Below are 20657 nucleotides of genomic sequence, written 5' to 3'. Positions count from 1 at the left end.
GGACAAGATCCTCTTTAGACTCTTGATCCCCTAAATTTGGCGGGAATCCGTTCCTGCCATTTTGCTTTTCTTGCAAGACAATAGCGTCGCAAGACAACAGTGGAGCTAGTAGATGGCAACTATCAACCAGCTGGTACGTCAGCCGCGTAAGCGTATCGTCGAGAAATCCGACGTGCCTGCGCTGCAGAACTGCCCGCAACGTCGTGGCGTGTGCACCCGTGTGTACACCACTACGCCGAAAAAACCTAACTCGGCACTGCGTAAAGTATGCCGTGTGCGTCTGACCAACGGTTTCGAGGTTTCCTCGTACATCGGTGGTGAAGGCCACAACCTGCAAGAGCACAGCGTGGTACTGATCCGCGGCGGTCGTGTAAAAGACTTGCCAGGTGTTCGTTACCACACCGTTCGCGGCTCCTTGGATACTTCCGGCGTTAAAGGCCGTAACCAGGGTCGTTCGAAGTACGGTACCAAGCGTCCGAAGTAATCGGCCGTTTTGCAGATTTTCATTTTATTGAGTCGATAAGAGTAAGGTCGGGCTTGCATCCACTGGATCTGTCCCGAACTAACCTGAAGACCGCTTGAGGGCTTATCATGCCAAGACGTCGCGTAGCAGCAAAGCGTGAGATTCTGGACGATCCGAAATACGGAAGCCAGATCCTCGCCAAATTCATGAACCACGTTATGGAAAGCGGCAAGAAAGCCGTTGCCGAGCGTATCGTTTATGGTGCCCTGGAAACCGTGAAGGCTCGTAAGGCCGGCACCGATCCCCTGGAACTCTTCGAAAAAGCACTCGACGCCATCGCTCCGCTGGTCGAAGTGAAGTCGCGCCGCGTTGGTGGTGCTACTTACCAGGTTCCGGTCGAGGTTCGTCCTTCCCGCCGTAACGCTCTGGCAATGCGCTGGTTGGTAGACTTCGCCCGTAAGCGTGGCGAGAAGTCTATGGCTCTGCGCTTGGCTGGCGAACTGCTGGATGCTGCTGAAGGTAAAGGTGCTGCTGTTAAGAAGCGTGAAGACGTGCACCGTATGGCCGAAGCCAACAAAGCTTTCTCGCACTACCGCTTCTAATTTTAGCTTCACTAATTTTGCGAGGGCTTTATGGCTCGTACTACTCCGATTAGTCGCTACCGTAACATCGGTATCGTCGCTCACGTGGATGCTGGTAAAACCACCACCACCGAGCGCGTCCTTTTTTACACCGGCAAAAGTCACAAAATGGGCGAGGTGCATGACGGCGCCGCGACCACAGACTGGATGGTGCAGGAGCAGGAGCGTGGTATTACCATTACTTCTGCTGCTATCACCGCCTTCTGGAAAGGTTCCGAGAAGCAGTATGCGCATGAGCACCGCTTCAACGTTATCGATACCCCAGGCCACGTAGACTTCACCATTGAAGTTGAGCGTTCCCTGCGCGTACTCGACGGCGCTGTCGTTGTATTCTGCGGTACTTCGGGTGTTGAGCCTCAGTCGGAAACCGTATGGCGTCAAGCCAACAAATACGGTGTTCCACGTCTTGTTTACGTAAACAAGATGGACCGAGCTGGTGCCAACTTCCTGCGCGTGATCGGTCAGATCAAACAGCGTCTGGGTCACACTCCGGTGCCGATTCAGCTGGCTATCGGTTCGGAAGATAACTTCCAGGGCCAGATCGACCTGATCAACATGCAGGCTGTTTACTGGAACGACTCTGACAAGGGTATGGTTCCTGTTCGCAAGGAAATCCCTGCGGACATGCTCGAGCTCGCCACCGAATGGCGCAGCAACATGGTTGAGGCTGCGGCCGAAGCCAGCGAAGAGCTGATGAACAAGTACCTGGAAGGCGAAGAGCTGTCGATCGAAGAGATCAAGGCTGCTCTGCGTCAGCGCACTATCGCTGGCGAAATCGTTCTGGCTGTGTGCGGTTCGTCGTTCAAGAACAAGGGTGTTCCCCTGGTTCTCGACGCCGTTATCGACTTCCTGCCTGCTCCAACCGACATTCCTGCGATCAAGGGTTCCAACCCTGATAACGAGGAAGAGGAAATGGAGCGTCACGCAAGTGACGACGAGCCGTTCGCGGCACTGGCGTTCAAAATCGCTACCGACCCATTCGTGGGTACCTTGACCTTCGTCCGCGTTTACTCGGGCGTGTTGAACTCCGGCGACGGCGTAATTAACTCGGTTAAGGGTAAAAAAGAGCGCGTGGGTCGTATGGTGCAAATGCACGCAAACGCCCGTGAAGAGATCAAGGAAGTACGCGCTGGCGACATCGCGGCCCTGATCGGCATGAAGGACGTCACCACTGGTGAAACCCTCTGCAACGCTGACAAGCCAATCATCCTGGTTCGTATGGACTTCCCGGAGCCGGTTATTTCGGTTGCCGTAGAGCCTAAGACCAAGGATGACCAGGAAAAAATGGGTATCGCTCTGGGCAAACTGGCTCAGGAAGACCCGTCTTTCCGCGTTAAGACTGATGAAGAGACTGGTCAGACGATCATCTCCGGCATGGGCGAGCTGCACCTGGACATCCTGGTTGACCGGATGCGCCGTGAGTTCAACGTCGAAGCCAACATCGGCAAGCCTCAAGTTTCGTACCGTGAGCGCATCACGAAGAACTGCGAAATCGAAGGCAAGTTCGTTCGCCAGTCCGGCGGTCGTGGCCAGTTCGGCCACTGCTGGATCCGTTTTGCTCCTGCTGACGAAGGTCAGGAAGGTCTGCAATTCGTGAACGAAGTAGTAGGTGGTGTGGTTCCTAAGGAATACATCCCGGCTATCCAGAAGGGTATCGAAGAGCAGATGAAGAACGGCGTTGTTGCCGGCTATCCGCTGATCGGCCTGAAGGCTACCGTGTTCGATGGTTCTTACCACGACGTCGACTCCAACGAGATGGCGTTCAAGGTGGCTGCTTCCATGGCGACCAAGCAACTGGCCCAGAAGGGTGGTGGTGAGTTGCTCGAGCCGATCATGGCGGTAGAGGTTGTTACGCCTGAAGACTATATGGGTGATGTAATGGGCGACCTTAACCGTCGTCGCGGCATGATCCAGGGTATGGAAGACACAGTGTCCGGCAAGGTTATCCGTGCCGAGGTTCCACTGGGTGAGATGTTCGGTTATGCGACCGACGTTCGTTCCATGTCTCAGGGTCGCGCAAGCTACTCTATGGAATTCAAAAAATACGATACGGCTCCGTCGCACATCGTCGAATCCGTAACCAAAAAACAAGGCTGATTCAGCCCCTTTAGGCTAGGAGTTAATTGTCGTGGCTAAAGAAAAATTTGATCGTTCCCTACCGCACGTCAACGTTGGCACCATCGGTCACGTTGACCACGGTAAAACCACTCTGACCGCTGCTCTGACTCGCGTCTGCTCCGAAGTTTTCGGTTCGGCCGTAGTTGAATTCGACAAGATCGACAGCGCTCCAGAAGAAAAAGCTCGCGGTATCACCATCAACACCGCACACGTTGAGTACAACTCGCTGATCCGTCACTACGCTCACGTTGACTGCCCAGGTCACGCTGACTATGTGAAGAACATGATCACCGGTGCTGCTCAAATGGACGGCGCTATCCTGGTTTGCTCGGCCGCTGATGGTCCGATGCCACAAACCCGTGAGCACATCCTGCTGTCCCGTCAGGTAGGCGTTCCGTACATCGTGGTTTTCCTGAACAAGGCTGACCTGGTAGACGACGCTGAGCTGCTGGAACTGGTTGAGATGGAAGTTCGCGACCTGCTGTCCACCTACGACTTCCCGGGCGATGACACTCCAATCATCATCGGTTCGGCTCGTATGGCGCTGGAAGGCAAAGACGACAACGAGATGGGCACCACTGCCGTCAAGAAACTGGTTGAGACTCTGGACAGCTACATCCCAGAACCAGTTCGTATGATCGACAAGCCATTCCTGATGCCAATCGAAGACGTATTCTCGATCTCGGGTCGTGGTACTGTTGTGACTGGTCGTATCGAGCGCGGTATCGTTCGCGTTCAAGATGCACTGGAAATCGTTGGTCTGCGCGACACCACCACCACCACCTGCACCGGTGTTGAAATGTTCCGCAAACTGCTCGACGAAGGTCGTGCTGGCGAGAACTGCGGCGTTCTGCTGCGTGGTACCAAGCGTGACGACGTTGAGCGTGGTCAGGTTCTGGTCAAGCCAGGTTCGGTTAAGCCGCACACCAAGTTCACCGCAGAAGTTTACGTTCTGAGCAAGGAAGAAGGCGGTCGTCACACTCCGTTCTTCAAAGGCTACCGTCCACAGTTCTACTTCCGTACTACTGACGTGACTGGTAACTGCGAGCTGCCAGAAGGCGTTGAAATGGTAATGCCAGGTGACAACATTCAGATGACTGTTACCCTGATCAAAACCATCGCGATGGAAGACGGTCTGCGTTTCGCTATCCGTGAAGGCGGTCGTACCGTCGGCGCTGGCGTCGTAGCCAAAATCATCGAGTAATTCTCTTTTATAGAGTCTGCTTGATGAATTGAAAAAGCCCCCGCTCAGCGGGGGCTTTTTATTGGGTTGACACCTATCTGGGGCGTCTATAGAATTGCGCCTCCTTTTAACGGGCGTATTGCGCCCGGTGGGAATAGCAGCCGGAGTCTGAAATCCAATGCAAAATCAGCAAATCCGTATCAGGTTGAAGGCTTTTGACCATCGCCTGATCGACCAATCAACCCAGGAAATCGTGGAAACCGCGAAACGTACTGGTGCTCAAGTGCGTGGTCCAATTCCACTGCCTACCCGTAAAGAGCGGTTCACCGTTCTGGTTTCCCCGCACGTCAACAAAGACGCGCGTGACCAGTACGAAATCCGCACTCATAAGCGCGTTCTGGACATCGTCCAGCCAACGGATAAAACCGTTGATGCTCTTATGAAGCTTGATCTTGCGGCCGGTGTGGAAGTGCAGATCAGCCTCGGCTAAGACTCGGTCTTGGTCGTGTAACGCTCTGAAATGGGCGGCCATAGCGGGTGAAAGCCCCGTACACTCATGAGGTTTACAACATGACTATTGGTGTAGTCGGTCGTAAATGCGGTATGACCCGTATTTTCACCGAAGAAGGTGTCTCCATTCCGGTCACGGTCATTGAGATCGAGCCGAATCGCGTCACCCAGTTCAAAACTGAAGAGACCGATGGCTATCGTGCAGTGCAAGTCACTGTCGGCGAGCGTCGTGCTTCGCGTGTAACAGCAGCTCAGGCTGGCCACTTCGCTAAAGCGAACGTTGCCGCTGGTCGCACTACCATGGAATTCCGTCTTGAAGAAGGCGAGTACCAGGCTGGCGATCTGATCAACGCTGAAATCTTCGCCGCTGGTCAACTGGTTGATGTAACCGGTCAGTCCAAAGGTAAAGGCTTCCAGGGTACGATCAAGCGTTGGAATTTCCGCGGGCAAGATAACACCCACGGTAACTCCGTATCCCACCGCGTCCCAGGCTCTATCGGCCAGTGCCAGACTCCTGGTCGTGTATTCAAGGGCAAAAAAATGTCCGGTCATATGGGCGCTGAGCGCGTGACCGTGCAGTCCCTGGAAGTAGTGCGCGTGGACGCTGAACGCAATCTGTTGTTGGTCAAGGGCGCTGTTCCTGGCGCTACTGGCGGCAACCTGGTTGTACGTCCAGCAGCCAAGGCTCGCGGTTAAGGGGAAGCTGACATGCAATTAAATGTAAATGACGCTCAAGCGATCGAAGTTTCCGAACTGACATTTGGCGGCGAATTCAACGAGACGCTGGTTCACCAAGCAGTCGTGGCCTACATGGCCGGCGGCCGTCAAGGTAGCAAGCAGCAAAAGACCCGTTCCGACGTTCGTGGTGGCGGCAAGCGCCCATGGCGTCAGAAAGGTACTGGCCGTGCTCGTGCCGGTACTATCCGTAGCCCAATCTGGCGTGGCGGCGGTACCACTTTCGCAGCTCGTCCACAGGATCACTCCCAGAAGCTGAACAAGAAGATGTATCGCGCAGCAATGCGTTCCATCCTTGCTGAGCTGGTGCGTACTGATCGTCTGGTCGTGGTTCAGGATTTCGCTGTTGAAACTCCGAAAACCAAAGATCTGCTGGGCAAGCTGAACAACATGAGCCTGACCGATGTTCTCATCGTGTCGGACGCTGTTGATCAGAACCTGTACCTGGCTGCTCGTAACCTGCCACACGTAGATGTACGTGACGTGCAAGGTTCCGATCCAGTTAGTCTGATCGCATACGACAAGGTGTTGATCACCGTGTCGGCCGTGAAGAAATTCGAGGAGCTGCTGGGATGAACCAGGAACGCGTATTTAAAGTTCTGCTTGGCCCGCACGTTTCCGAGAAGGCTACGGTTCTGGCAGACAAGAAAGGCCAGTTCGTTTTCAAGGTTGCTACTGATGCAACCAAGCTGGAAATCAAGAAGGCCGTCGAAAGCCTGTTCAGCGTGAAAGTAGAGCGCGTCACTACCCTGAACGTTCTGGGTAAGAGCAAGCGCACTGCTCGCGGTCTGGGCAAGCGTAATGACTGGAAGAAGGCAGTTATCTCCCTTCAGCCAGGCCAAGATCTCGATTTCAGCAGCAGTGCTGAGTAAGGAAGGGGTGCATCATGGCAATCGTTAAATGCAAACCGACTTCCCCTGGCCGCCGTTTTGTGGTCAAGGTGGTCAACCAGGAGCTGCATAAAGGCGCTCCTCACGCACCGCTGCTCGAGAAAAAATCGAAGACTGGTGGTCGTAACAACAATGGCCGTATTACCACTCGTCACATCGGTGGTGGTCATAAGCAGCATTACCGTATGGTCGATTTCCGTCGCAACGACAAAGATGGCATCGTCGCCACTGTCGAGCGTATCGAATACGATCCAAACCGTACTGCTCACATCGCACTGCTCTGCTACGCAGACGGCGAGCGCCGCTACATCATCGCCCCTAAAGGCGTGAGTGCTGGCGACCAGCTGATCGCAGGCGCTCTGGCTCCAATCAAGCCAGGCAACGCTCTGCAACTGCGCAACATTCCAGTCGGTTCTACCGTACACGGCATCGAACTGAAGCCAGGTAAAGGCGCACAGATCGCTCGTTCCGCTGGTGCTTCGGCTCAGTTGATCGCTCGTGAAGGCGTGTACGTTACCCTGCGTCTGCGTTCCGGTGAAATGCGTAAAGTCCTGGCTGAATGCCGTGCGACCCTGGGCGAAGTCTCGAACTCCGAGCACAGCCTGCGTTCGCTGGGTAAAGCTGGTGCCAAACGCTGGCGTGGCGTTCGCCCAACCGTTCGTGGTGTTGCCATGAACCCGGTTGACCACCCACATGGTGGTGGTGAAGGTCGTACCTCTGGTGGTCGTCATCCGGTATCGCCATGGGGCTTCCCGACTAAGGGCGCGAAGACTCGTGGTAATAAGCGTACCGACAAAATGATCGTCCGTCGTCGCAAGTAAATAGAGGGATACGACAGTGCCACGTTCTCTGAAAAAAGGTCCTTTTATTGATCTTCACCTACTGAAGAAGATCGAAGTGGCGGCGGAAAAGAACGATCGCAAACCAATTAAAACCTGGTCGCGTCGTTCGATGATCCTGCCACAAATGGTCGGTCTGACCATCGCAGTACACAACGGCCGTCAGCACGTCCCAGTTCTCGTGAACGAAGACATGGTTGGCCATAAACTGGGCGAGTTCGCCGGTACCCGCACTTATCGTGGGCACGTGGCTGACAAGAAAGCCAAGCGTTAAGGGGTAAGGAAATGGAAGTAGCCGCTAAGTTGTCGGGCGCTCGAATCTCCGCCCAGAAAGCCCGCTTGGTCGCCGACCAGATCCGCGGGAAGAAGGTGGGCGAAGCGCTCAACCTGTTGGCTTTCAGCAGTAAGAAAGCCGCCGAGATCATGAAAAAAGTGCTGGAGTCGGCCGTAGCCAACGCCGAGCATAACGAAGGCGCAGACGTTGATGACCTGAAGGTCAGCACCGTTTTCGTCAACGAAGGGCGTTCGCTGAAGCGCATCATGCCACGTGCCAAAGGCCGTGCTGATCGCATCGTCAAGCGGTCTTGCCATATCACTGTCAAGGTTGCTGACAAGTAACGGAGTCGAAGAGATGGGTCAGAAAGTACATCCCATTGGCATTCGCCTGGGAATCGTCAAGGAGCACACCTCCGTCTGGTACGCAGACGGTCGGACTTATGCGGACTACTTGTTCGCTGATCTGAAGGTGCGTGAGTATCTCCAAGACAAACTAAAAAGCGCGTCCGTAAGCCGTATCGATATCCATCGTCCGGCCCAAACTGCACGTATCACCATCCACACCGCTCGTCCAGGTATCGTTATCGGGAAGAAAGGTGAAGATGTTGAGAAACTGCGTCAGGACCTGACCAAGCAAATGGGTGTGCCTGTGCACATCAATATCGAAGAGATCCGCAAGCCGGAACTCGACGGTATGCTGGTTGCGCAGAGCGTAGCTCAGCAGCTGGAGCGTCGCGTAATGTTCCGTCGCGCTATGAAGCGCGCAGTACAGAACGCCATGCGCATTGGTGCCAAAGGCATCAAAATCCAAGTGAGCGGTCGTCTCGGCGGTGCTGAAATCGCACGTACTGAATGGTATCGCGAAGGTCGTGTGCCACTGCACACCCTGCGTGCCGACATCGACTATGCCAACTACGAAGCTCACACCACTTATGGTGTGATCGGTGTAAAGGTTTGGATCTTCAAAGGCGAAGTAATTGGTGGTCGCCAAGAAGAGCTGAAGCCACAAGCACCAGCGCCTCGTAAAAAAGCTGCTAAGTAAGGGGTACGCCAAATGTTGCAACCAAAGCGTACGAAGTTCCGCAAGCAGATGACCGGCCACAACCGTGGTCTGGCACTGCGCGGTAGCAAAGTCAGCTTCGGCGAGTTCGCGCTGAAGTCTGTTGCTCGTGGTCGTCTCACCGCTCGTCAGATCGAGTCAGCGCGTCGTGCTCTGACCCGTCACGTAAAACGTGGCGGCAAGATCTGGATCCGTGTATTCCCGGACAAGCCGATCTCCAAAAAACCTCTCGAGGTTCGTATGGGTAAAGGTAAGGGTAACGTGGAGTACTGGGTTGCCCAGATTCAGCCGGGTAAAGTCCTGTATGAGATCGAGGGTGTTTCTGAAGAGCTGGCGCGTGAGGCTTTCGCCCTGGCTGCTGCAAAGCTGCCGCTCGCCACCTCCTTTGTTAAACGGACGGTGATGTGATGAAAGCGAATGAACTTCGTGAAAAATCCGCACAGCAGCTGAACGAGCAACTGCTCGGCTTGCTGCGCGACCAGTTCAATCTGCGCATGCAGAAAGCAACTGGCCAGTTGGGGCAGTCTCATCTGCTCTCGCAAGTTAAGCGTGACATCGCTCGCGTGAAGACTGTGCTCAACCAGCAGGCAGGTAAGTGATCATGGCTGAAGCCGAAAAAACTGTCCGTACGCTGACTGGCCGTGTTGTCAGCGACAAGATGGACAAAACCATCACCGTTCTGATCGAGCGTCGCGTTAAGCACCCGATCTACGGTAAATACGTTAAGCGTTCGACTAAGCTGCACGCGCACGACGAAACCAATCAGTGCCACATCGGCGACAAAGTCACTATTCGTGAAACTCGTCCGATGGCCAAGACCAAGTCTTGGGCGCTGGTTGATGTTCTCGAACGCGCTGTGGAAGTCTAAGGGCTAGGGGTCGGAGAAATTATATGATTCAGACTCAATCCATGCTCGATGTGGCCGATAACAGCGGCGCTCGCCGCGTTATGTGCATCAAGGTGCTGGGTGGCTCCCATCGTCGTTACGCTGGTATCGGTGACATCATCAAAGTTACCGTGAAGGAAGCAATTCCTCGCGGTAAGGTGAAAAAAGGCCAAGTGATGACTGCTGTTGTAGTCCGCACTCGTCACGGCGTACGTCGTGCTGATGGCTCCATTATCCGCTTTGATGGCAACGCTGCTGTTCTTCTGAACAACAAGCAAGAGCCGATCGGCACCCGTATCTTTGGGCCAGTGACCCGTGAACTTCGTACTGAGAAGTTCATGAAGATCGTCTCGCTCGCCCCAGAAGTGCTGTAAGGAGATCCGACATGCAAAAGATTCGTCGTGACGACGAGATCATCGTGATCGCCGGCAAAGACAAAGGTAAGCGCGGTAAGGTGCTGAAGGTTCTTGCTGACAACCGTCTGGTTGTTGGTGGTCTGAACCTGGTCAAGCGTCATACCAAGCCTAACCCGATGTCGGGCGTACAGGGCGGTATCGTCGAGAAAGAAGCGCCACTGCACGCTTCCAACGTCGCCATCTTCAACGGCGAAACCAACAAGGCTGACCGCGTTGGTTTCAAAGTAGAAGACGGTAAGAAAATTCGTGTCTTCAAGTCGACCCAAAAAGCGGTTGATGCTTGAACACTGCTAGGTAGAAGACCATGGCACGACTAAAAGAGATTTACCGGAAGGAAATCGCTCCGAAACTTAAGGAAGAACTTAAGCTTTCGAACGTGATGGAAGTTCCGCGCGTTACCAAAATCACCCTGAACATGGGTCTGGGCGAAGCGATCGGCGACAAAAAAGTCATCGAACACGCTGTTGCTGACCTGGAAAAGATCACCGGCCAAAAAGTCGTTGTGACCTACGCTCGTAAATCCATCGCTGGCTTTAAAGTCCGTGAAGGATGGCCGATCGGCGTCAAGGTGACTCTGCGCCGTGAGCGTATGTACGAGTTCCTGGATCGTCTGCTGTCGATCTCCCTGCCTCGGGTTCGCGACTTCCGCGGCCTGAATGCCAAGTCCTTCGATGGTCGTGGCAACTACAGCATGGGCGTGAAAGAGCAGATCATTTTCCCGGAAATCGACTACGACAAGATCGATGCTCTCCGCGGTCTGGACATTACCCTGACCACCACTGCCAAGAACGATGATGAAGGCCGCGCTCTGCTGCGTGCTTTCAAATTCCCGTTCCGCAACTGATTGGAGTAGGAAAATGGCCAAGAAGAGCATGAAAAACCGTGAGCTGAAGCGTCAGCTCACTGTTGCCAAGTACGCCACCAAGCGTGCAGCGCTGAAAGCTATCATCGTCGATCTGAACGCAAGTCCAGAAGCGCGTTGGGAAGCTACCGTAGCTCTGCAGAAGCAACCACGTGACGCAAGCGCTTCGCGCATGCGTAACCGTTGCCGCCTGACTGGTCGTCCGCACGGCGTTTACCGCAAGTTCGGCCTGGGCCGTAACAAACTGCGTGAAGCGGCAATGCGTGGTGACGTTCCAGGTCTGGTTAAAGCCAGCTGGTAATCGCTGTCAAAGCCTTGATGGTCGGGGTCGCAAGAACCTGACCATCGGTGGCCTTGAATCTGAATCAAGCCCCTTTTGGGGCTTGATTCATTTCTGGGGTGTGTCTAGAATGACCGGCTCGCCTGAGCCCGTGTTTTTCATGCCCGGAGTTTCTCGGCGACAAGTAGTAGCCGCAAGGCTAATTTTTCTGTATTAGGAGCGTCTAGCCCATGAGTATGCAGGACCCGTTAGCGGACATGCTAACTCGAATCCGTAATGCCCAGATGGCTGAAAAGTCCGTCGTAAGCATGCCTTCTTCCACGTTGAAGGTGGCTGTAGCTAAAGTCCTGAAGGACGAAGGTTACATCGCGGGTTATCAGATCAGCAGCGAAACCAAACCACTGCTGTCTATCGAGCTGAAATATTTCGAAGGCCGTCCGGTTATCGAAGAAGTCAAGCGCGTTAGCCGTCCAGGCCTGCGTCAGTACAAGTCCGTCGAAGATCTGCCTAAAGTACGTGGCGGTCTCGGTGTGTCTATCGTCTCCACCAACAAGGGTGTGATGACTGATCGTGCTGCGCGCGCTGCCGGTGTCGGCGGCGAAGTTCTTTGCACTGTGTTCTAAGGGGGGATAAGCATGTCTCGCGTCGCTAAGAACCCCGTTAAGCTGCCAGCCGGTGTCGAAGTAAAATTCGCAGGCCAACAGCTTTCGGTGAAGGGTGCCAAGGGTACTCTTGAACTGAACATCCATTCGTCCGTTGAGATCGTTGAAGAAGCTGGTGAGCTGCGTTTCGCTGCTCGCAATGGCGATCAACAGACTCGCGCAATGGCCGGTACCACGCGTGCGTTGGTAAACAACATGGTCCAAGGCGTAAGCCAAGGCTTCGAGCGCAAGCTCCAGCTGGTCGGTGTTGGTTACAAGGCGCAAGCAAAAGGTCAGGTGCTGAACCTGGCTCTTGGCTTCTCGCACCCAGTGGATTACGAACTGCCGGAAGGCATCACCGCTGAGACTCCTAGCCAGACCGATATCCTGATCAAGGGCATCGACAAGCAGCTGGTAGGTCAAGTGGCCGCCGAGATCCGCGACTTCCGTCCACCAGAGCCGTACAAAGGCAAAGGTGTGCGCTACGCGGACGAAGTCGTCCGTCGTAAAGAAGCCAAGAAGAAGTAGGGCATAGCAAATGACCGACAAAAAAGTTACTCGACTGCGTCGCGCTCGCAAAGCACGCCTGAAAATGCACGAACTCGAAGTCGTGCGTCTCTGCGTGTTCCGCTCTTCGCAGCACATCTACGCCCAGGTCATTTCGGCCGACGGCAACAAAGTCCTGGCAAGCGCCTCGACTTTGGATAAAGAACTGCGTGATGGCGCCACTGGCAACATCGACGCGGCCACTAAGGTTGGCCAGCTGGTCGCTACGCGTGCTAAGGCCGCTGGCGTCTCGCAGGTGGCTTTCGACCGCTCTGGCTTCAAGTACCACGGCCGCGTTAAAGCGCTGGCTGATGCTGCTCGTGAAGCTGGGCTGGAGTTCTAAGTTATGTCAAATAACGACCAAAAGCGCGACGAAGGCTACATCGAGAAGCTGGTTCAAGTTAACCGCGTAGCCAAAACCGTTAAAGGCGGCCGTATCTTCACTTTCACCGCGTTGACCGTGGTTGGTGATGGTAAAGGGCGTGTTGGCTTCGGCCGTGGCAAGTCGCGTGAAGTGCCTGCTGCGATCCAGAAGGCAATGGAAGCTGCTCGCCGCAACATGATCCAAGTTGACCTGAACGGCACTACCCTGCAGTACGCAATGAAGTCCGCTCACGGCGCTTCGAAGGTGTACATGCAGCCTGCTTCTGAAGGTACCGGTATCATCGCTGGCGGCGCTATGCGTGCTGTCCTCGAAGTTGCTGGCGTTCAGAACGTTCTGGCCAAGTGCTACGGCTCGACTAACCCGGTAAACGTGGTTCACGCCACTTTCAAGGGTCTGAAAGCCATGCAATCTCCTGAGTCCATCGCTGCCAAGCGTGGCTTGACTGTCAAGGAGATCTTCTGATCATGGCTACCGTTAAAGTAACGCTGATCAAAAGCATGACCGGCCGCATCCCTAACCACAAACTGTGCGTTAAGGGTCTGGGTCTGCGTCGCATCGGTCACACTGTAGAAGTCCAGGATACTCCCGAGAATCGCGGGATGATCAACAAGGCCTACTACATGCTGCGTGTCGAGGGTTAATCGATGAAACTCAATGATCTGAGTCCAGCGCCGGGTTCCCGTCGCGAAAAGCATCGTCCGGGCCGTGGTATCGGTAGCGGTTTGGGTAAGACTGGTGGCCGCGGCCACAAAGGTCAGACCTCCCGCTCCGGTGGCACCATTGCTCCAGGCTTTGAAGGCGGTCAACAGCCGCTGCATCGTCGCCTGCCGAAGTTCGGTTTCGTTTCCCTGAAAGCCATGGACCGCGCAGAAGTGCGTCTGTCCGAGCTGGCTAAAGTGGAAGGCGACATCGTCACCGTGCAGTCCCTGAAAGATGCCAACGTGATCAACGTCAACGTACAGCGTGTGAAAATCATGCTGTCCGGTGAAGTGACTCGCGCTGTCACTATCGGCAAGGGAATCGGCGCCACCAAAGGTGCGCGTGCGGCTATCGAAGCAGCTGGCGGCAAGTTCGAGGAATAAATGGCTAAGCAAGGTGCTCTCTCTGCGCTCGGCAAAGGCGGTATGTCTGAACTCTGGGCTCGTCTGCGTTTTCTGTTCCTGGCGATTATCGTCTACCGAATAGGCGCACACATCCCGGTTCCAGGTATCAACCCTGACCGACTCGCAGACCTGTTTCGACAGAATGAGGGGACCATTCTTAGCTTGTTCAACATGTTCTCCGGCGGCGCGCTGGAACGGATGAGCATCTTTGCACTGGGGATCATGCCGTACATTTCGGCATCGATCATCATGCAACTGATGACAGCCGTCAGCCCGCAGCTGGAGCAGTTGAAGAAGGAAGGTGAAGCTGGCCGTCGCAAGATCAGCCAGTACACCCGCTACGGCACCGTCGTCCTCGCTCTCGTTCAGGCTATTGGCATGTCCATTGGTCTGGCGGGGCAGGGCGTTGCGTTCACTGGTGACTTTGGCTTCCATTTCGTCGCGGTATCCACTTTTGTGGCTGGTGCGATGTTCATGATGTGGCTGGGTGAGCAGATTACTGAGCGTGGTGTAGGCAACGGTATCTCGATGTTGATTTTTTCGGGTATCGTCGCCGGTCTTCCGAGAGCAATCGGGCAGTCTTTCGAGTCTGCGCGTCAGGGTGATATCAATATCTTCGCCTTGGTTGCCATCGGTTTGCTGGCAGTAGCGATTATCGGTTTCGTGGTGTTCATTGAGCGTGGTCAGCGTCGTATCGCTGTTCACTACGCCAAGCGTCAGCAGGGCCGCAAGGTTTTTGCTGCGCAGACAAGCCACTTGCCGCTGAAGGTGAACATGGCCGGCGTTATTCCGGCTATTTTCGCGAGCAGCATTTTGCTGTTCCCGGCTTCGTTGGGTGCCTGGTTTGGTCAGTCTGAAGGTATGGGCTGGTTGCAGGACATCTCGCAGTCGATCGCTCCTGGTCAGCCGTTGAATATTCTGCTGTTTAGTGCAGGGATTATTTTCTTCTGCTTCTTCTATACGGCGTTGATGTTCAATCCGAAAGACGTAGCGGAAAACCTGAAGAAGTCCGGTGCCTTTATTCCGGGCATCCGTCCAGGTGAGCAGTCTGCGCGCTACATTGATGGCGTACTGACTCGCTTGACCATGTTCGGTGCTCTTTACATGACGGCCGTGTGCCTGTTGCCCCAGTTCCTGGTGGTTGCAGCAAACGTTCCGTTCTACCTTGGCGGGACCTCGTTGCTGATCGTGGTCGTGGTTGTGATGGACTTCATGTCCCAAGTACAATCGCACCTCGTTTCGCACCAGTACGAATCCCTGATGAAGAAAGCCAACCTGAAGGGTTACGGCAGCGGCATGTTGCGCTGAGTACCCATAAGGTTCGAGGAGTTGGTGATGAAAGTTCGTGCATCGGTGAAAAAGCTGTGCCGTAACTGCAAGATTATTCGCCGCGAAGGTGTTGTTCGAGTAATTTGCAGCGCGGAACCGCGTCACAAACAGCGCCAAGGCTGAGTGTGATTGTGCTTCAAGCCCGGCAGCTAGTGCGCTGCCGGGTTGATTATTTGTTATTACAGCGATATTATCTCGCGCCCTATTTCTTGGCTTCCGGGGCGTAGGTAGCTGTCAATTGGAGTCCCACTGAATGGCCCGTATTGCAGGCGTTAACATTCCAGATAACAAGCATACTGTTATCTCGCTGACCTACATCTATGGTGTTGGTCGCACTACTGCGCAGAAAATCTGTGCAGACACTGGGGTAAACCCAGCAGCAAAGATCAAAGATCTGAGCGACGAGCAAATTGAACAGCTGCGTGGCGAAGTGGCGAAGTTCACCACTGAAGGTGACCTGCGTCGCGAAATCAACATGAAAATCAAGCGCTTGATGGACCTCGGTTGCTATCGCGGTCTGCGTCATCGTCGCGGTCTTCCAGTACGCGGTCAGCGTACCAAGACCAACGCGCGTACCCGTAAAGGTCCGCGTAAGCCGATCCGCAAGTAATCGCCCCAGCGAATCGACAGGAATTTAATCATGGCAAAACCTGCTGCTCGTCCTCGTAAAAAAGTTAAAAAGACAGTGGTTGATGGCATCGCCCACATCCATGCTTCTTTTAACAACACCATCGTGACCATTACCGACCGTCAAGGTAACGCTCTTTCCTGGGCTACCTCCGGTGGTTCGGGTTTCCGCGGTTCCCGCAAGTCCACCCCGTTCGCTGCTCAAGTAGCTGCTGAGCGTGCTGGTCAAGCTGCGCTGGAATACGGCCTGAAAAACCTCGACGTTAACGTCAAGGGTCCAGGTCCAGGTCGTGAATCCGCAGTCCGCGCTTTGAACGGCTGTGGCTACAAGATCGCCAGCATCACCGACGTGACGCCAATCCCGCACAACGGGTGCCGTCCGCCGAAGAAGCGCCGCGTGTAATCCAGGAGATTGTAAAGAATGGCTCGTTACATTGGTCCAAAATGCAAACTCGCTCGTCGCGAAGGCACCGATCTCTTCTTGAAGAGCGGCGTGCGCGCGATCGAATCGAAGTGCAACATTGAAGCAGCACCTGGTATCCACGGCCAACGCCGCGGTCGCCAGTCCGACTACGGCACCCAACTGCGTGAAAAGCAGAAGGTCCGTCGTATTTACGGCGTTCTCGAGCGTCAGTTCAGCGGCTACTACAAAGAAGCTGCTGGCAAGAAAGGTGCAACCGGTGAAAACCTGCTGCAACTGCTCGAATGCCGTCTGGACAACGTTGTATACCGTATGGGCTTTGGTTCGACTCGTGCCGAATCCCGTCAGCTGGTATCGCACAAGTCGATCAGCGTTAACGGTCAGACCGTAAACGTTCCGTCGTATCAGGTTCGTGCTGGTGACGTGGTCGCAGTTCGCGAGAAAGCAAAAAACCAACTTCGCATTGTCCAAGCTCTCGATCTGTGTGCCCAACGTGGCCGCGTAGAATGGGTAGAAGTAGACACTGAGAAGAAGTCGGGCGTTTTCAAGAACGTTCCTGCTCGCAGTGATCTGTCCGCCGACATCAACGAAAGCCTGATTGTCGAGCTCTACTCCAAGTAAGGGCTAGAAAATAGGTGCATCCATGCAGATTTCGGTAAATGAGTTCCTGACACCCCGCCACATTGATGTGCAGGTTGTCAGTCCAACCCGCGCCAAGATCACTCTCGAGCCTCTCGAGCGTGGTTTTGGCCACACCCTGGGCAACGCGCTGCGCCGCATCCTGTTGTCCTCAATGCCCGGCTGCGCAGTAGTCGAGGCCGAGATTGACGGTGTGCTCCACGAGTACAGCGCCATCGAAGGTGTACAGGAAGACGTAATTGAAATCCTGTTGAACCTTAAAGGTCTGGCCATCAAGCTGCACGGTCGTGACGAAGTTACGCTGACCTTGTCGAAGAAGGGTTCGGGGGTGGTTACCGCTGCCGATATTCAGCTGGATCATGATGTCGAGATCGTTAACCCCGATCACGTAATCGCTAACCTGGCGTCTAACGGCGCCCTGAACATGAAGCTCACCGTAGCTCGTGGTCGTGGTTATGAACCAGCCGACTCGCGTCAGAGCGATGAAGATGAAAGCCGCAGCATTGGTCGCTTGCAGCTTGACTCTTCGTTCAGCCCGGTTCGCCGTATCGCATACGTGGTGGAAAACGCCCGTGTCGAGCAGCGTACCAACCTGGACAAGCTGGTTATTGATCTGGAAACCAACGGTACTCTGGATCCTGAAGAGGCTATCCGCCGCGCTGCAACCATCCTGCAACAGCAGTTGGCTGCGTTCGTCGACCTCAAAGGTGACAGTGAGCCAGTGGTTGTCGAGCAGGAAGACGAGATCGATCCGATCCTGCTTCGCCCGGTTGACGATCTGGAACTGACTGTACGTTCGGCTAACTGCCTTAAGGCGGAAAACATCTACTACATCGGTGACCTGATTCAGCGTACCGAAGTAGAGCTGTTGAAGACTCCGAACCTGGGCAAGAAATCCTTGACTGAAATCAAGGACGTTCTGGCCTCCCGCGGTCTGTCCCTCGGCATGCGCCTCGACAACTGGCCGCCTGCAAGTCTTAAGAAGGACGACAAGGCGACTGCCTGATCGTCGTAATCACCGAACGTAGTGTTTGGTAAGGAATGAACCATGCGTCATCGTAAAAGTGGGCGTCACCTGAGCCGCACCAGCTCGCACCGCAAGGCCATGTTCCAAAACATGGCGGTGTCGTTGTTCGAGCACGAGCTGATCAAGACTACTCTGCCAAAAGCCAAAGAACTGCGCCGCGTTGCCGAGCCGCTGATCACTCTGGCCAAGACAGACAGCCTGGCTAACCGCCGTCTGGCTTTCGACCGTACTCGTTCGAAAGCTATCGTTGGTAAGCTCTTCAACGACCTGGGCAAGCGTTACGCTACCCGTGAGGGTGGCTACCTGCGCATCCTCAAGTGCGGTTTCCGCGCTGGCGACAACGCGCCTATGGCGTACGTCGAGTTGGTTGATCGTGCTACTGCTGGCGAAGCTGTATCCGCCGAGTAAGACGTCAGTCTGAAACGAAAAACCGGGCCTAGTGCCCGGTTTTTTGTGTCCGCAAGAAAATGCGCTGTTCGTACAAGCTTCTGACATTGTTCTGTTGTCACTATGTATTGGGAAACTTAATTAGTAATTATCTATCGATGACCACAAGCTAATGAATTTGTAGGTGTTACATCGATGATCAATACTTCCCAGCAAGCCGATTAGCCGGCAGTTTCAAGACTGACAGAGGAAGAAGACCGTATGAGCCAGATCAAAACGCTTACGACCGCCAGTGGCGCACCTGTCGCTGATAACCAGAATTCTCGCTCCGCCGGCCCTCGTGGCCCGTTGCTGCTCGACGATTTTCACCTGATCGAGAAGCTTGCCCATTTCAACCGTGAAAATATTCCTGAGCGCCGCGTACACGCCAAAGGCTCGGGTGCTTACGGTACTTTTACTGTTACCCGCGACATTACCGAGTACACCAGCGCCAAGCTGTTCGAATCTGTAGGCAAACAAACCCCGACATTCCTGCGTTTCTCTACCGTTGGCGGTGAGCGTGGTTCGGCTGACACCGAGCGTGATCCGCGCGGTTTTGCCCTGAAGTTTTACACCGAGGAAGGCAACTGGGACATCGTTGGCAACAATACTCCGGTGTTCTTCATTCGTGACCCGCTGAAGTTTCCCGACTTTATCCACACCCAGAAGCGTCTGCCGCAGAGCAACCTGAAAAGCGCGCAAATGATGTGGGACTTCTGGTCGCATTCGCCTGAAGCGCTGCACCAGGTGACCATCCTGTTCTCGGATCGCGGCATCCCCGACGGCTACCGTCATATGCACGGTTTTGGCAGCCACACCTACAGCCTGATCAACGCAAGAGGCGAGCGTCACTGGGTGAAATGGCACTACAAGACCCAGCAAGGGATCAAGAATCTCGCGCCGGCTGAAGCTGCTCGTCTGGCCGGTACCGATCCGGATTACGCGCAGCGTGACCTGTTCGAAGCCATCGAGCGTGGCGACTTTCCGAAATGGCGTGTGTGCATTCAGATCATGACCGAAGCTCAGGCTGCGGCGCATTACGAGAACCCGTTCGACGTGACCAAGACCTGGTCGCAGAAGGAATTCCCGCTGATCGAGGTCGGTGAGCTGGAGCTGAACCGCAATCCGCTGAACTACTTCGCCGAGGTTGAGCAAGCTGCATTTGGCCCTAGCAACATGGTGCCCGGTGTCGGTCTGTCGCCGGATCGCATGCTGCAAGGACGCGTGTTCGCTTACGCCGATGCGCACCGTTACCGCGTGGGTACCAATCATCAACAATTGCCGGTAAACGCGCCGCGCAGCCCGGTGAACACTTATCAGCGCGACGGTTCGATGGCGTTCGGCAGCAACGGTGGTGCAGCGCCTAACTACGAACCGAACAGCTACATCGAATCACCGAAACAAGCCCCGCACTACGCCGAACCCGCGCTGGCCTTGAGCGGTGCTGCTGATCGTTACGATCATCGCGAAGATACGGACTACTACAGCCACGCCGGTGCGCTGTTCCGCCTGATGAATGACGAGCAGAAGGCCTTGCTGGTCAGCAATATTGCCGGCGCCATGAGCGGTGTTTCGCCTGATGTGGTTGACCGTCAGCTGCAACATTTCTTCAAAGCTGACCCGGCGTATGGAGAAGCAGTCGCAAAGCTGCTCAACGTACAGCTTAACGAAGTCTAAACGAGAAGCAGAACCGCCCTCATTAGGGCGGTTTTTGCGTTATTTAGGCTGATTTTCTCAGAATATCTTCGCTTTTATTGCGCGATACGGGGTGACCTTCCGGTCAGCTTGGTTCAAACTACAGACTTTCAAGCAGGGAGATGTAGGGCGATGCAAGGCCACCCAGACGTTATCGATTACCTCAACACGTTGCTGACCGGCGAACTGGCCGCGCGTGACCAATATTTTGTGCACTCGCGGATGTATGAGGACTGGGGTTTCACCAAGCTCTACGAACGAATCAACCACGAGATGGAAGAAGAAGCAGGTCACGCAGACGCATTGATGCGCCGGATCCTGATGCTCGAAGGCACCCCGCGCATGCGCCCGGACGATCTCGACGTCGGTACCACTGTCCCGGAAATGCTTGAAGCCGATCTGCGTCTTGAATACAAAGTTCGCGCCGCACTGTGCAAAGGCATTGAACTGTGCGAGCAGCACAAGGATTACGTCAGTCGCGAGATTCTGCGTGTTCAGCTCAACGACACCGAAGAAGATCACACCTACTGGCTGGAAAAGCAGTTGGGCCTGATCAAACTCATCGGTCTCGAGAATTACCTGCAATCCCACACCTGATTGCAGACACAAAAAAGCCCCTGTCACTGTTGAAGTGACAGGGGCTTTTTCGTTCCTGGCTT

34 protein-coding genes are annotated in these 20657 nt (G+C 54.7%); all 34 read left to right on the top strand.

The annotated features are described in order from the left end of the window. The first annotated feature begins 112 nt into the window (after positions 1 to 112). Positions 113 to 484, top strand: coding sequence for a 30S ribosomal protein S12 (rpsL, locus tag M0814_RS24610; protein ID WP_003186084.1), 372 nt, complete (start codon positions 113 to 115; stop codon positions 482 to 484). Between the two features lie 107 nt (positions 485 to 591). Beyond that, positions 592 to 1065, top strand: a complete 474-nt coding sequence (gene rpsG / locus M0814_RS24605) for a 30S ribosomal protein S7 (protein ID WP_003228745.1) — start codon at positions 592 to 594, stop codon at positions 1063 to 1065. Positions 1066 to 1095: 30 nt separating this feature from the next. Continuing rightward, the gene (fusA, locus tag M0814_RS24600) at positions 1096 to 3201 is read left to right on the top strand and encodes an elongation factor G (RefSeq protein ID WP_003228743.1); all 2106 of its coding nucleotides are present in this window, start codon (positions 1096 to 1098) and stop codon (positions 3199 to 3201) included. A 31-nt stretch (positions 3202 to 3232) separates the two neighbouring features. Next, positions 3233 to 4426, top strand: coding sequence for an elongation factor Tu (gene tuf / locus M0814_RS24595; RefSeq protein WP_024164425.1), 1194 nt, complete (start codon positions 3233 to 3235; stop codon positions 4424 to 4426). 157 nt (positions 4427 to 4583) lie between these two features. Next, a complete protein-coding gene (rpsJ, locus tag M0814_RS24590) occupies positions 4584 to 4895 on the top strand; it encodes a 30S ribosomal protein S10 (protein WP_003186070.1) in 312 nt (103 codons plus the stop codon). An 80-nt stretch (positions 4896 to 4975) separates the two neighbouring features. Then, positions 4976 to 5611: a 50S ribosomal protein L3 gene (rplC, locus tag M0814_RS24585; protein WP_003228738.1), complete on the top strand. Its 636-nt coding sequence runs from the start codon at positions 4976 to 4978 to the stop codon at positions 5609 to 5611. 12 nt (positions 5612 to 5623) lie between these two features. Beyond that, positions 5624 to 6226 carry a 50S ribosomal protein L4 gene (rplD, locus tag M0814_RS24580; protein WP_003228735.1) on the top strand — a complete coding sequence of 201 codons (603 nt, stop codon included), beginning with the start codon at positions 5624 to 5626 and terminating at the stop codon, positions 6224 to 6226. Then, the gene (gene rplW / locus M0814_RS24575; RefSeq protein ID WP_002555488.1) at positions 6223 to 6522 is read left to right on the top strand and encodes a 50S ribosomal protein L23; all 300 of its coding nucleotides are present in this window, start codon (positions 6223 to 6225) and stop codon (positions 6520 to 6522) included. Before rplD ends, rplW begins: the two co-directional genes overlap by 4 nt. A gap of 14 nt (positions 6523 to 6536) precedes the next feature. Beyond that, entirely contained in the window at positions 6537 to 7361 is an 825-nt protein-coding gene (gene rplB / locus M0814_RS24570; RefSeq protein ID WP_003228734.1) for a 50S ribosomal protein L2, read from the top strand. Between the two features lie 16 nt (positions 7362 to 7377). After that, positions 7378 to 7653, top strand: a complete 276-nt coding sequence (gene rpsS, locus M0814_RS24565; protein ID WP_003228731.1) for a 30S ribosomal protein S19 — start codon at positions 7378 to 7380, stop codon at positions 7651 to 7653. 11 nt (positions 7654 to 7664) lie between these two features. Next, on the top strand, positions 7665 to 7997 hold the full coding sequence (rplV, locus tag M0814_RS24560) for a 50S ribosomal protein L22 (protein WP_003103908.1): 333 nt from the start codon (positions 7665 to 7667) through the stop codon (positions 7995 to 7997). A gap of 13 nt (positions 7998 to 8010) precedes the next feature. Beyond that, positions 8011 to 8697, top strand: coding sequence for a 30S ribosomal protein S3 (gene rpsC / locus M0814_RS24555; protein ID WP_003176422.1), 687 nt, complete (start codon positions 8011 to 8013; stop codon positions 8695 to 8697). A 12-nt stretch (positions 8698 to 8709) separates the two neighbouring features. Then, complete coding sequence (rplP, locus tag M0814_RS24550; protein ID WP_003228729.1) at positions 8710 to 9123, top strand: 50S ribosomal protein L16; 414 nt, start codon at positions 8710 to 8712, stop codon at positions 9121 to 9123. Continuing rightward, the gene (rpmC, locus tag M0814_RS24545) at positions 9123 to 9314 is read left to right on the top strand and encodes a 50S ribosomal protein L29 (RefSeq protein WP_002555481.1); all 192 of its coding nucleotides are present in this window, start codon (positions 9123 to 9125) and stop codon (positions 9312 to 9314) included. Before rplP ends, rpmC begins: the two co-directional genes overlap by 1 nt. A 2-nt stretch (positions 9315 to 9316) precedes the next feature. Next, positions 9317 to 9583 (top strand): 30S ribosomal protein S17, encoded by a 267-nt coding sequence (gene rpsQ / locus M0814_RS24540; protein WP_003194644.1) that lies wholly within the window; start codon positions 9317 to 9319, stop codon positions 9581 to 9583. A gap of 23 nt (positions 9584 to 9606) precedes the next feature. Then, positions 9607 to 9975 carry a 50S ribosomal protein L14 gene (gene rplN, locus M0814_RS24535; RefSeq protein WP_002555479.1) on the top strand — a complete coding sequence of 123 codons (369 nt, stop codon included), beginning with the start codon at positions 9607 to 9609 and terminating at the stop codon, positions 9973 to 9975. 11 nt (positions 9976 to 9986) lie between these two features. Then, on the top strand, positions 9987 to 10301 hold the full coding sequence (gene rplX / locus M0814_RS24530) for a 50S ribosomal protein L24 (protein ID WP_003186046.1): 315 nt from the start codon (positions 9987 to 9989) through the stop codon (positions 10299 to 10301). Between the two features lie 20 nt (positions 10302 to 10321). Beyond that, on the top strand, positions 10322 to 10861 hold the full coding sequence (gene rplE / locus M0814_RS24525) for a 50S ribosomal protein L5 (RefSeq protein WP_003210069.1): 540 nt from the start codon (positions 10322 to 10324) through the stop codon (positions 10859 to 10861). A 13-nt stretch (positions 10862 to 10874) separates the two neighbouring features. Beyond that, positions 10875 to 11180 carry a 30S ribosomal protein S14 gene (gene rpsN, locus M0814_RS24520; RefSeq protein ID WP_003228726.1) on the top strand — a complete coding sequence of 102 codons (306 nt, stop codon included), beginning with the start codon at positions 10875 to 10877 and terminating at the stop codon, positions 11178 to 11180. Between the two features lie 209 nt (positions 11181 to 11389). Beyond that, positions 11390 to 11782 carry a 30S ribosomal protein S8 gene (gene rpsH, locus M0814_RS24515; protein ID WP_003228724.1) on the top strand — a complete coding sequence of 131 codons (393 nt, stop codon included), beginning with the start codon at positions 11390 to 11392 and terminating at the stop codon, positions 11780 to 11782. A gap of 12 nt (positions 11783 to 11794) precedes the next feature. Then, positions 11795 to 12328 carry a 50S ribosomal protein L6 gene (gene rplF, locus M0814_RS24510; protein ID WP_003228722.1) on the top strand — a complete coding sequence of 178 codons (534 nt, stop codon included), beginning with the start codon at positions 11795 to 11797 and terminating at the stop codon, positions 12326 to 12328. A 10-nt stretch (positions 12329 to 12338) separates the two neighbouring features. Beyond that, positions 12339 to 12689, top strand: a complete 351-nt coding sequence (gene rplR, locus M0814_RS24505) for a 50S ribosomal protein L18 (protein WP_003186037.1) — start codon at positions 12339 to 12341, stop codon at positions 12687 to 12689. Positions 12690 to 12692: 3 nt separating this feature from the next. Then, the gene (rpsE, locus tag M0814_RS24500; protein WP_003176409.1) at positions 12693 to 13193 is read left to right on the top strand and encodes a 30S ribosomal protein S5; all 501 of its coding nucleotides are present in this window, start codon (positions 12693 to 12695) and stop codon (positions 13191 to 13193) included. Between the two features lie 2 nt (positions 13194 to 13195). Beyond that, positions 13196 to 13372, top strand: coding sequence for a 50S ribosomal protein L30 (rpmD, locus tag M0814_RS24495; RefSeq protein WP_003176408.1), 177 nt, complete (start codon positions 13196 to 13198; stop codon positions 13370 to 13372). 3 nt (positions 13373 to 13375) lie between these two features. After that, positions 13376 to 13813: a 50S ribosomal protein L15 gene (gene rplO / locus M0814_RS24490; protein ID WP_003228720.1), complete on the top strand. Its 438-nt coding sequence runs from the start codon at positions 13376 to 13378 to the stop codon at positions 13811 to 13813. Continuing rightward, entirely contained in the window at positions 13814 to 15142 is a 1329-nt protein-coding gene (secY, locus tag M0814_RS24485; RefSeq protein ID WP_003228718.1) for a preprotein translocase subunit SecY, read from the top strand. A gap of 27 nt (positions 15143 to 15169) precedes the next feature. Then, a complete protein-coding gene (gene rpmJ / locus M0814_RS24480; RefSeq protein ID WP_002555468.1) occupies positions 15170 to 15286 on the top strand; it encodes a 50S ribosomal protein L36 in 117 nt (38 codons plus the stop codon). Positions 15287 to 15416: 130 nt separating this feature from the next. Beyond that, complete coding sequence (gene rpsM / locus M0814_RS24475; RefSeq protein ID WP_008374135.1) at positions 15417 to 15773, top strand: 30S ribosomal protein S13; 357 nt, start codon at positions 15417 to 15419, stop codon at positions 15771 to 15773. Between the two features lie 30 nt (positions 15774 to 15803). Next, positions 15804 to 16193, top strand: a complete 390-nt coding sequence (gene rpsK / locus M0814_RS24470) for a 30S ribosomal protein S11 (RefSeq protein ID WP_002555466.1) — start codon at positions 15804 to 15806, stop codon at positions 16191 to 16193. Between the two features lie 18 nt (positions 16194 to 16211). Then, a complete protein-coding gene (gene rpsD, locus M0814_RS24465) occupies positions 16212 to 16832 on the top strand; it encodes a 30S ribosomal protein S4 (RefSeq protein WP_003176404.1) in 621 nt (206 codons plus the stop codon). A gap of 22 nt (positions 16833 to 16854) precedes the next feature. Then, positions 16855 to 17856 (top strand): DNA-directed RNA polymerase subunit alpha, encoded by a 1002-nt coding sequence (gene rpoA / locus M0814_RS24460; protein ID WP_003186012.1) that lies wholly within the window; start codon positions 16855 to 16857, stop codon positions 17854 to 17856. 42 nt (positions 17857 to 17898) lie between these two features. Continuing rightward, complete coding sequence (gene rplQ / locus M0814_RS24455) at positions 17899 to 18285, top strand: 50S ribosomal protein L17 (RefSeq protein ID WP_003176402.1); 387 nt, start codon at positions 17899 to 17901, stop codon at positions 18283 to 18285. 240 nt (positions 18286 to 18525) lie between these two features. Continuing rightward, positions 18526 to 19980, top strand: a complete 1455-nt coding sequence (locus M0814_RS24450) for a catalase (RefSeq protein WP_103483883.1) — start codon at positions 18526 to 18528, stop codon at positions 19978 to 19980. A gap of 150 nt (positions 19981 to 20130) precedes the next feature. Further along, positions 20131 to 20595: a bacterioferritin gene (gene bfr / locus M0814_RS24445; protein ID WP_003228714.1), complete on the top strand. Its 465-nt coding sequence runs from the start codon at positions 20131 to 20133 to the stop codon at positions 20593 to 20595. Positions 20596 to 20657: the final 62 nt, after the last annotated feature.

This window comes from Pseudomonas sp. MWU12-2020 (assembly GCF_023100605.1).
GTDB lineage: Bacteria > Pseudomonadota > Gammaproteobacteria > Pseudomonadales > Pseudomonadaceae > Aquipseudomonas > Aquipseudomonas fluorescens_H.
The sequence above is the reverse complement of the archived record's forward strand: the minus strand, read 5'-3'. Positions and strand labels throughout refer to the sequence as shown.

Excerpts from the sequence above, each read along its gene's own strand:
- rpsL (WP_003186084.1), top strand. The coding sequence starts at position 113 with ATGGCAACTATCAACCAGCTGGTACGTCAGCCGCGTAAGCGTATCGTC.
- rpsG (WP_003228745.1), top strand. The coding sequence starts at position 592 with ATGCCAAGACGTCGCGTAGCAGCAAAGCGTGAGATTCTGGACGATCCG.
- fusA (WP_003228743.1), top strand. The coding sequence starts at position 1,096 with ATGGCTCGTACTACTCCGATTAGTCGCTACCGTAACATCGGTATCGTC.
- rpsJ (WP_003186070.1), top strand. The coding sequence starts at position 4,584 with ATGCAAAATCAGCAAATCCGTATCAGGTTGAAGGCTTTTGACCATCGC.
- rplC (WP_003228738.1), top strand. The coding sequence starts at position 4,976 with ATGACTATTGGTGTAGTCGGTCGTAAATGCGGTATGACCCGTATTTTC.
- rplD (WP_003228735.1), top strand. The coding sequence starts at position 5,624 with ATGCAATTAAATGTAAATGACGCTCAAGCGATCGAAGTTTCCGAACTG.
- rplW (WP_002555488.1), top strand. The coding sequence starts at position 6,223 with ATGAACCAGGAACGCGTATTTAAAGTTCTGCTTGGCCCGCACGTTTCC.
- rplB (WP_003228734.1), top strand. The coding sequence starts at position 6,537 with ATGGCAATCGTTAAATGCAAACCGACTTCCCCTGGCCGCCGTTTTGTG.
- rplV (WP_003103908.1), top strand. The coding sequence starts at position 7,665 with ATGGAAGTAGCCGCTAAGTTGTCGGGCGCTCGAATCTCCGCCCAGAAA.
- rpsC (WP_003176422.1), top strand. The coding sequence starts at position 8,011 with ATGGGTCAGAAAGTACATCCCATTGGCATTCGCCTGGGAATCGTCAAG.
- rplP (WP_003228729.1), top strand. The coding sequence starts at position 8,710 with ATGTTGCAACCAAAGCGTACGAAGTTCCGCAAGCAGATGACCGGCCAC.
- rpmC (WP_002555481.1), top strand. The coding sequence starts at position 9,123 with ATGAAAGCGAATGAACTTCGTGAAAAATCCGCACAGCAGCTGAACGAG.
- rpsQ (WP_003194644.1), top strand. The coding sequence starts at position 9,317 with ATGGCTGAAGCCGAAAAAACTGTCCGTACGCTGACTGGCCGTGTTGTC.
- rplN (WP_002555479.1), top strand. The coding sequence starts at position 9,607 with ATGATTCAGACTCAATCCATGCTCGATGTGGCCGATAACAGCGGCGCT.
- rplX (WP_003186046.1), top strand. The coding sequence starts at position 9,987 with ATGCAAAAGATTCGTCGTGACGACGAGATCATCGTGATCGCCGGCAAA.
- rplE (WP_003210069.1), top strand. The coding sequence starts at position 10,322 with ATGGCACGACTAAAAGAGATTTACCGGAAGGAAATCGCTCCGAAACTT.
- rpsN (WP_003228726.1), top strand. The coding sequence starts at position 10,875 with ATGGCCAAGAAGAGCATGAAAAACCGTGAGCTGAAGCGTCAGCTCACT.
- rpsH (WP_003228724.1), top strand. The coding sequence starts at position 11,390 with ATGAGTATGCAGGACCCGTTAGCGGACATGCTAACTCGAATCCGTAAT.
- rplF (WP_003228722.1), top strand. The coding sequence starts at position 11,795 with ATGTCTCGCGTCGCTAAGAACCCCGTTAAGCTGCCAGCCGGTGTCGAA.
- rplR (WP_003186037.1), top strand. The coding sequence starts at position 12,339 with ATGACCGACAAAAAAGTTACTCGACTGCGTCGCGCTCGCAAAGCACGC.
- rpsE (WP_003176409.1), top strand. The coding sequence starts at position 12,693 with ATGTCAAATAACGACCAAAAGCGCGACGAAGGCTACATCGAGAAGCTG.
- rpmD (WP_003176408.1), top strand. The coding sequence starts at position 13,196 with ATGGCTACCGTTAAAGTAACGCTGATCAAAAGCATGACCGGCCGCATC.
- rplO (WP_003228720.1), top strand. The coding sequence starts at position 13,376 with ATGAAACTCAATGATCTGAGTCCAGCGCCGGGTTCCCGTCGCGAAAAG.
- secY (WP_003228718.1), top strand. The coding sequence starts at position 13,814 with ATGGCTAAGCAAGGTGCTCTCTCTGCGCTCGGCAAAGGCGGTATGTCT.
- rpmJ (WP_002555468.1), top strand. The coding sequence starts at position 15,170 with ATGAAAGTTCGTGCATCGGTGAAAAAGCTGTGCCGTAACTGCAAGATT.
- rpsM (WP_008374135.1), top strand. The coding sequence starts at position 15,417 with ATGGCCCGTATTGCAGGCGTTAACATTCCAGATAACAAGCATACTGTT.
- rpsK (WP_002555466.1), top strand. The coding sequence starts at position 15,804 with ATGGCAAAACCTGCTGCTCGTCCTCGTAAAAAAGTTAAAAAGACAGTG.
- rpsD (WP_003176404.1), top strand. The coding sequence starts at position 16,212 with ATGGCTCGTTACATTGGTCCAAAATGCAAACTCGCTCGTCGCGAAGGC.
- rpoA (WP_003186012.1), top strand. The coding sequence starts at position 16,855 with ATGCAGATTTCGGTAAATGAGTTCCTGACACCCCGCCACATTGATGTG.
- rplQ (WP_003176402.1), top strand. The coding sequence starts at position 17,899 with ATGCGTCATCGTAAAAGTGGGCGTCACCTGAGCCGCACCAGCTCGCAC.
- M0814_RS24450 (WP_103483883.1), top strand. The coding sequence starts at position 18,526 with ATGAGCCAGATCAAAACGCTTACGACCGCCAGTGGCGCACCTGTCGCT.
- bfr (WP_003228714.1), top strand. The coding sequence starts at position 20,131 with ATGCAAGGCCACCCAGACGTTATCGATTACCTCAACACGTTGCTGACC.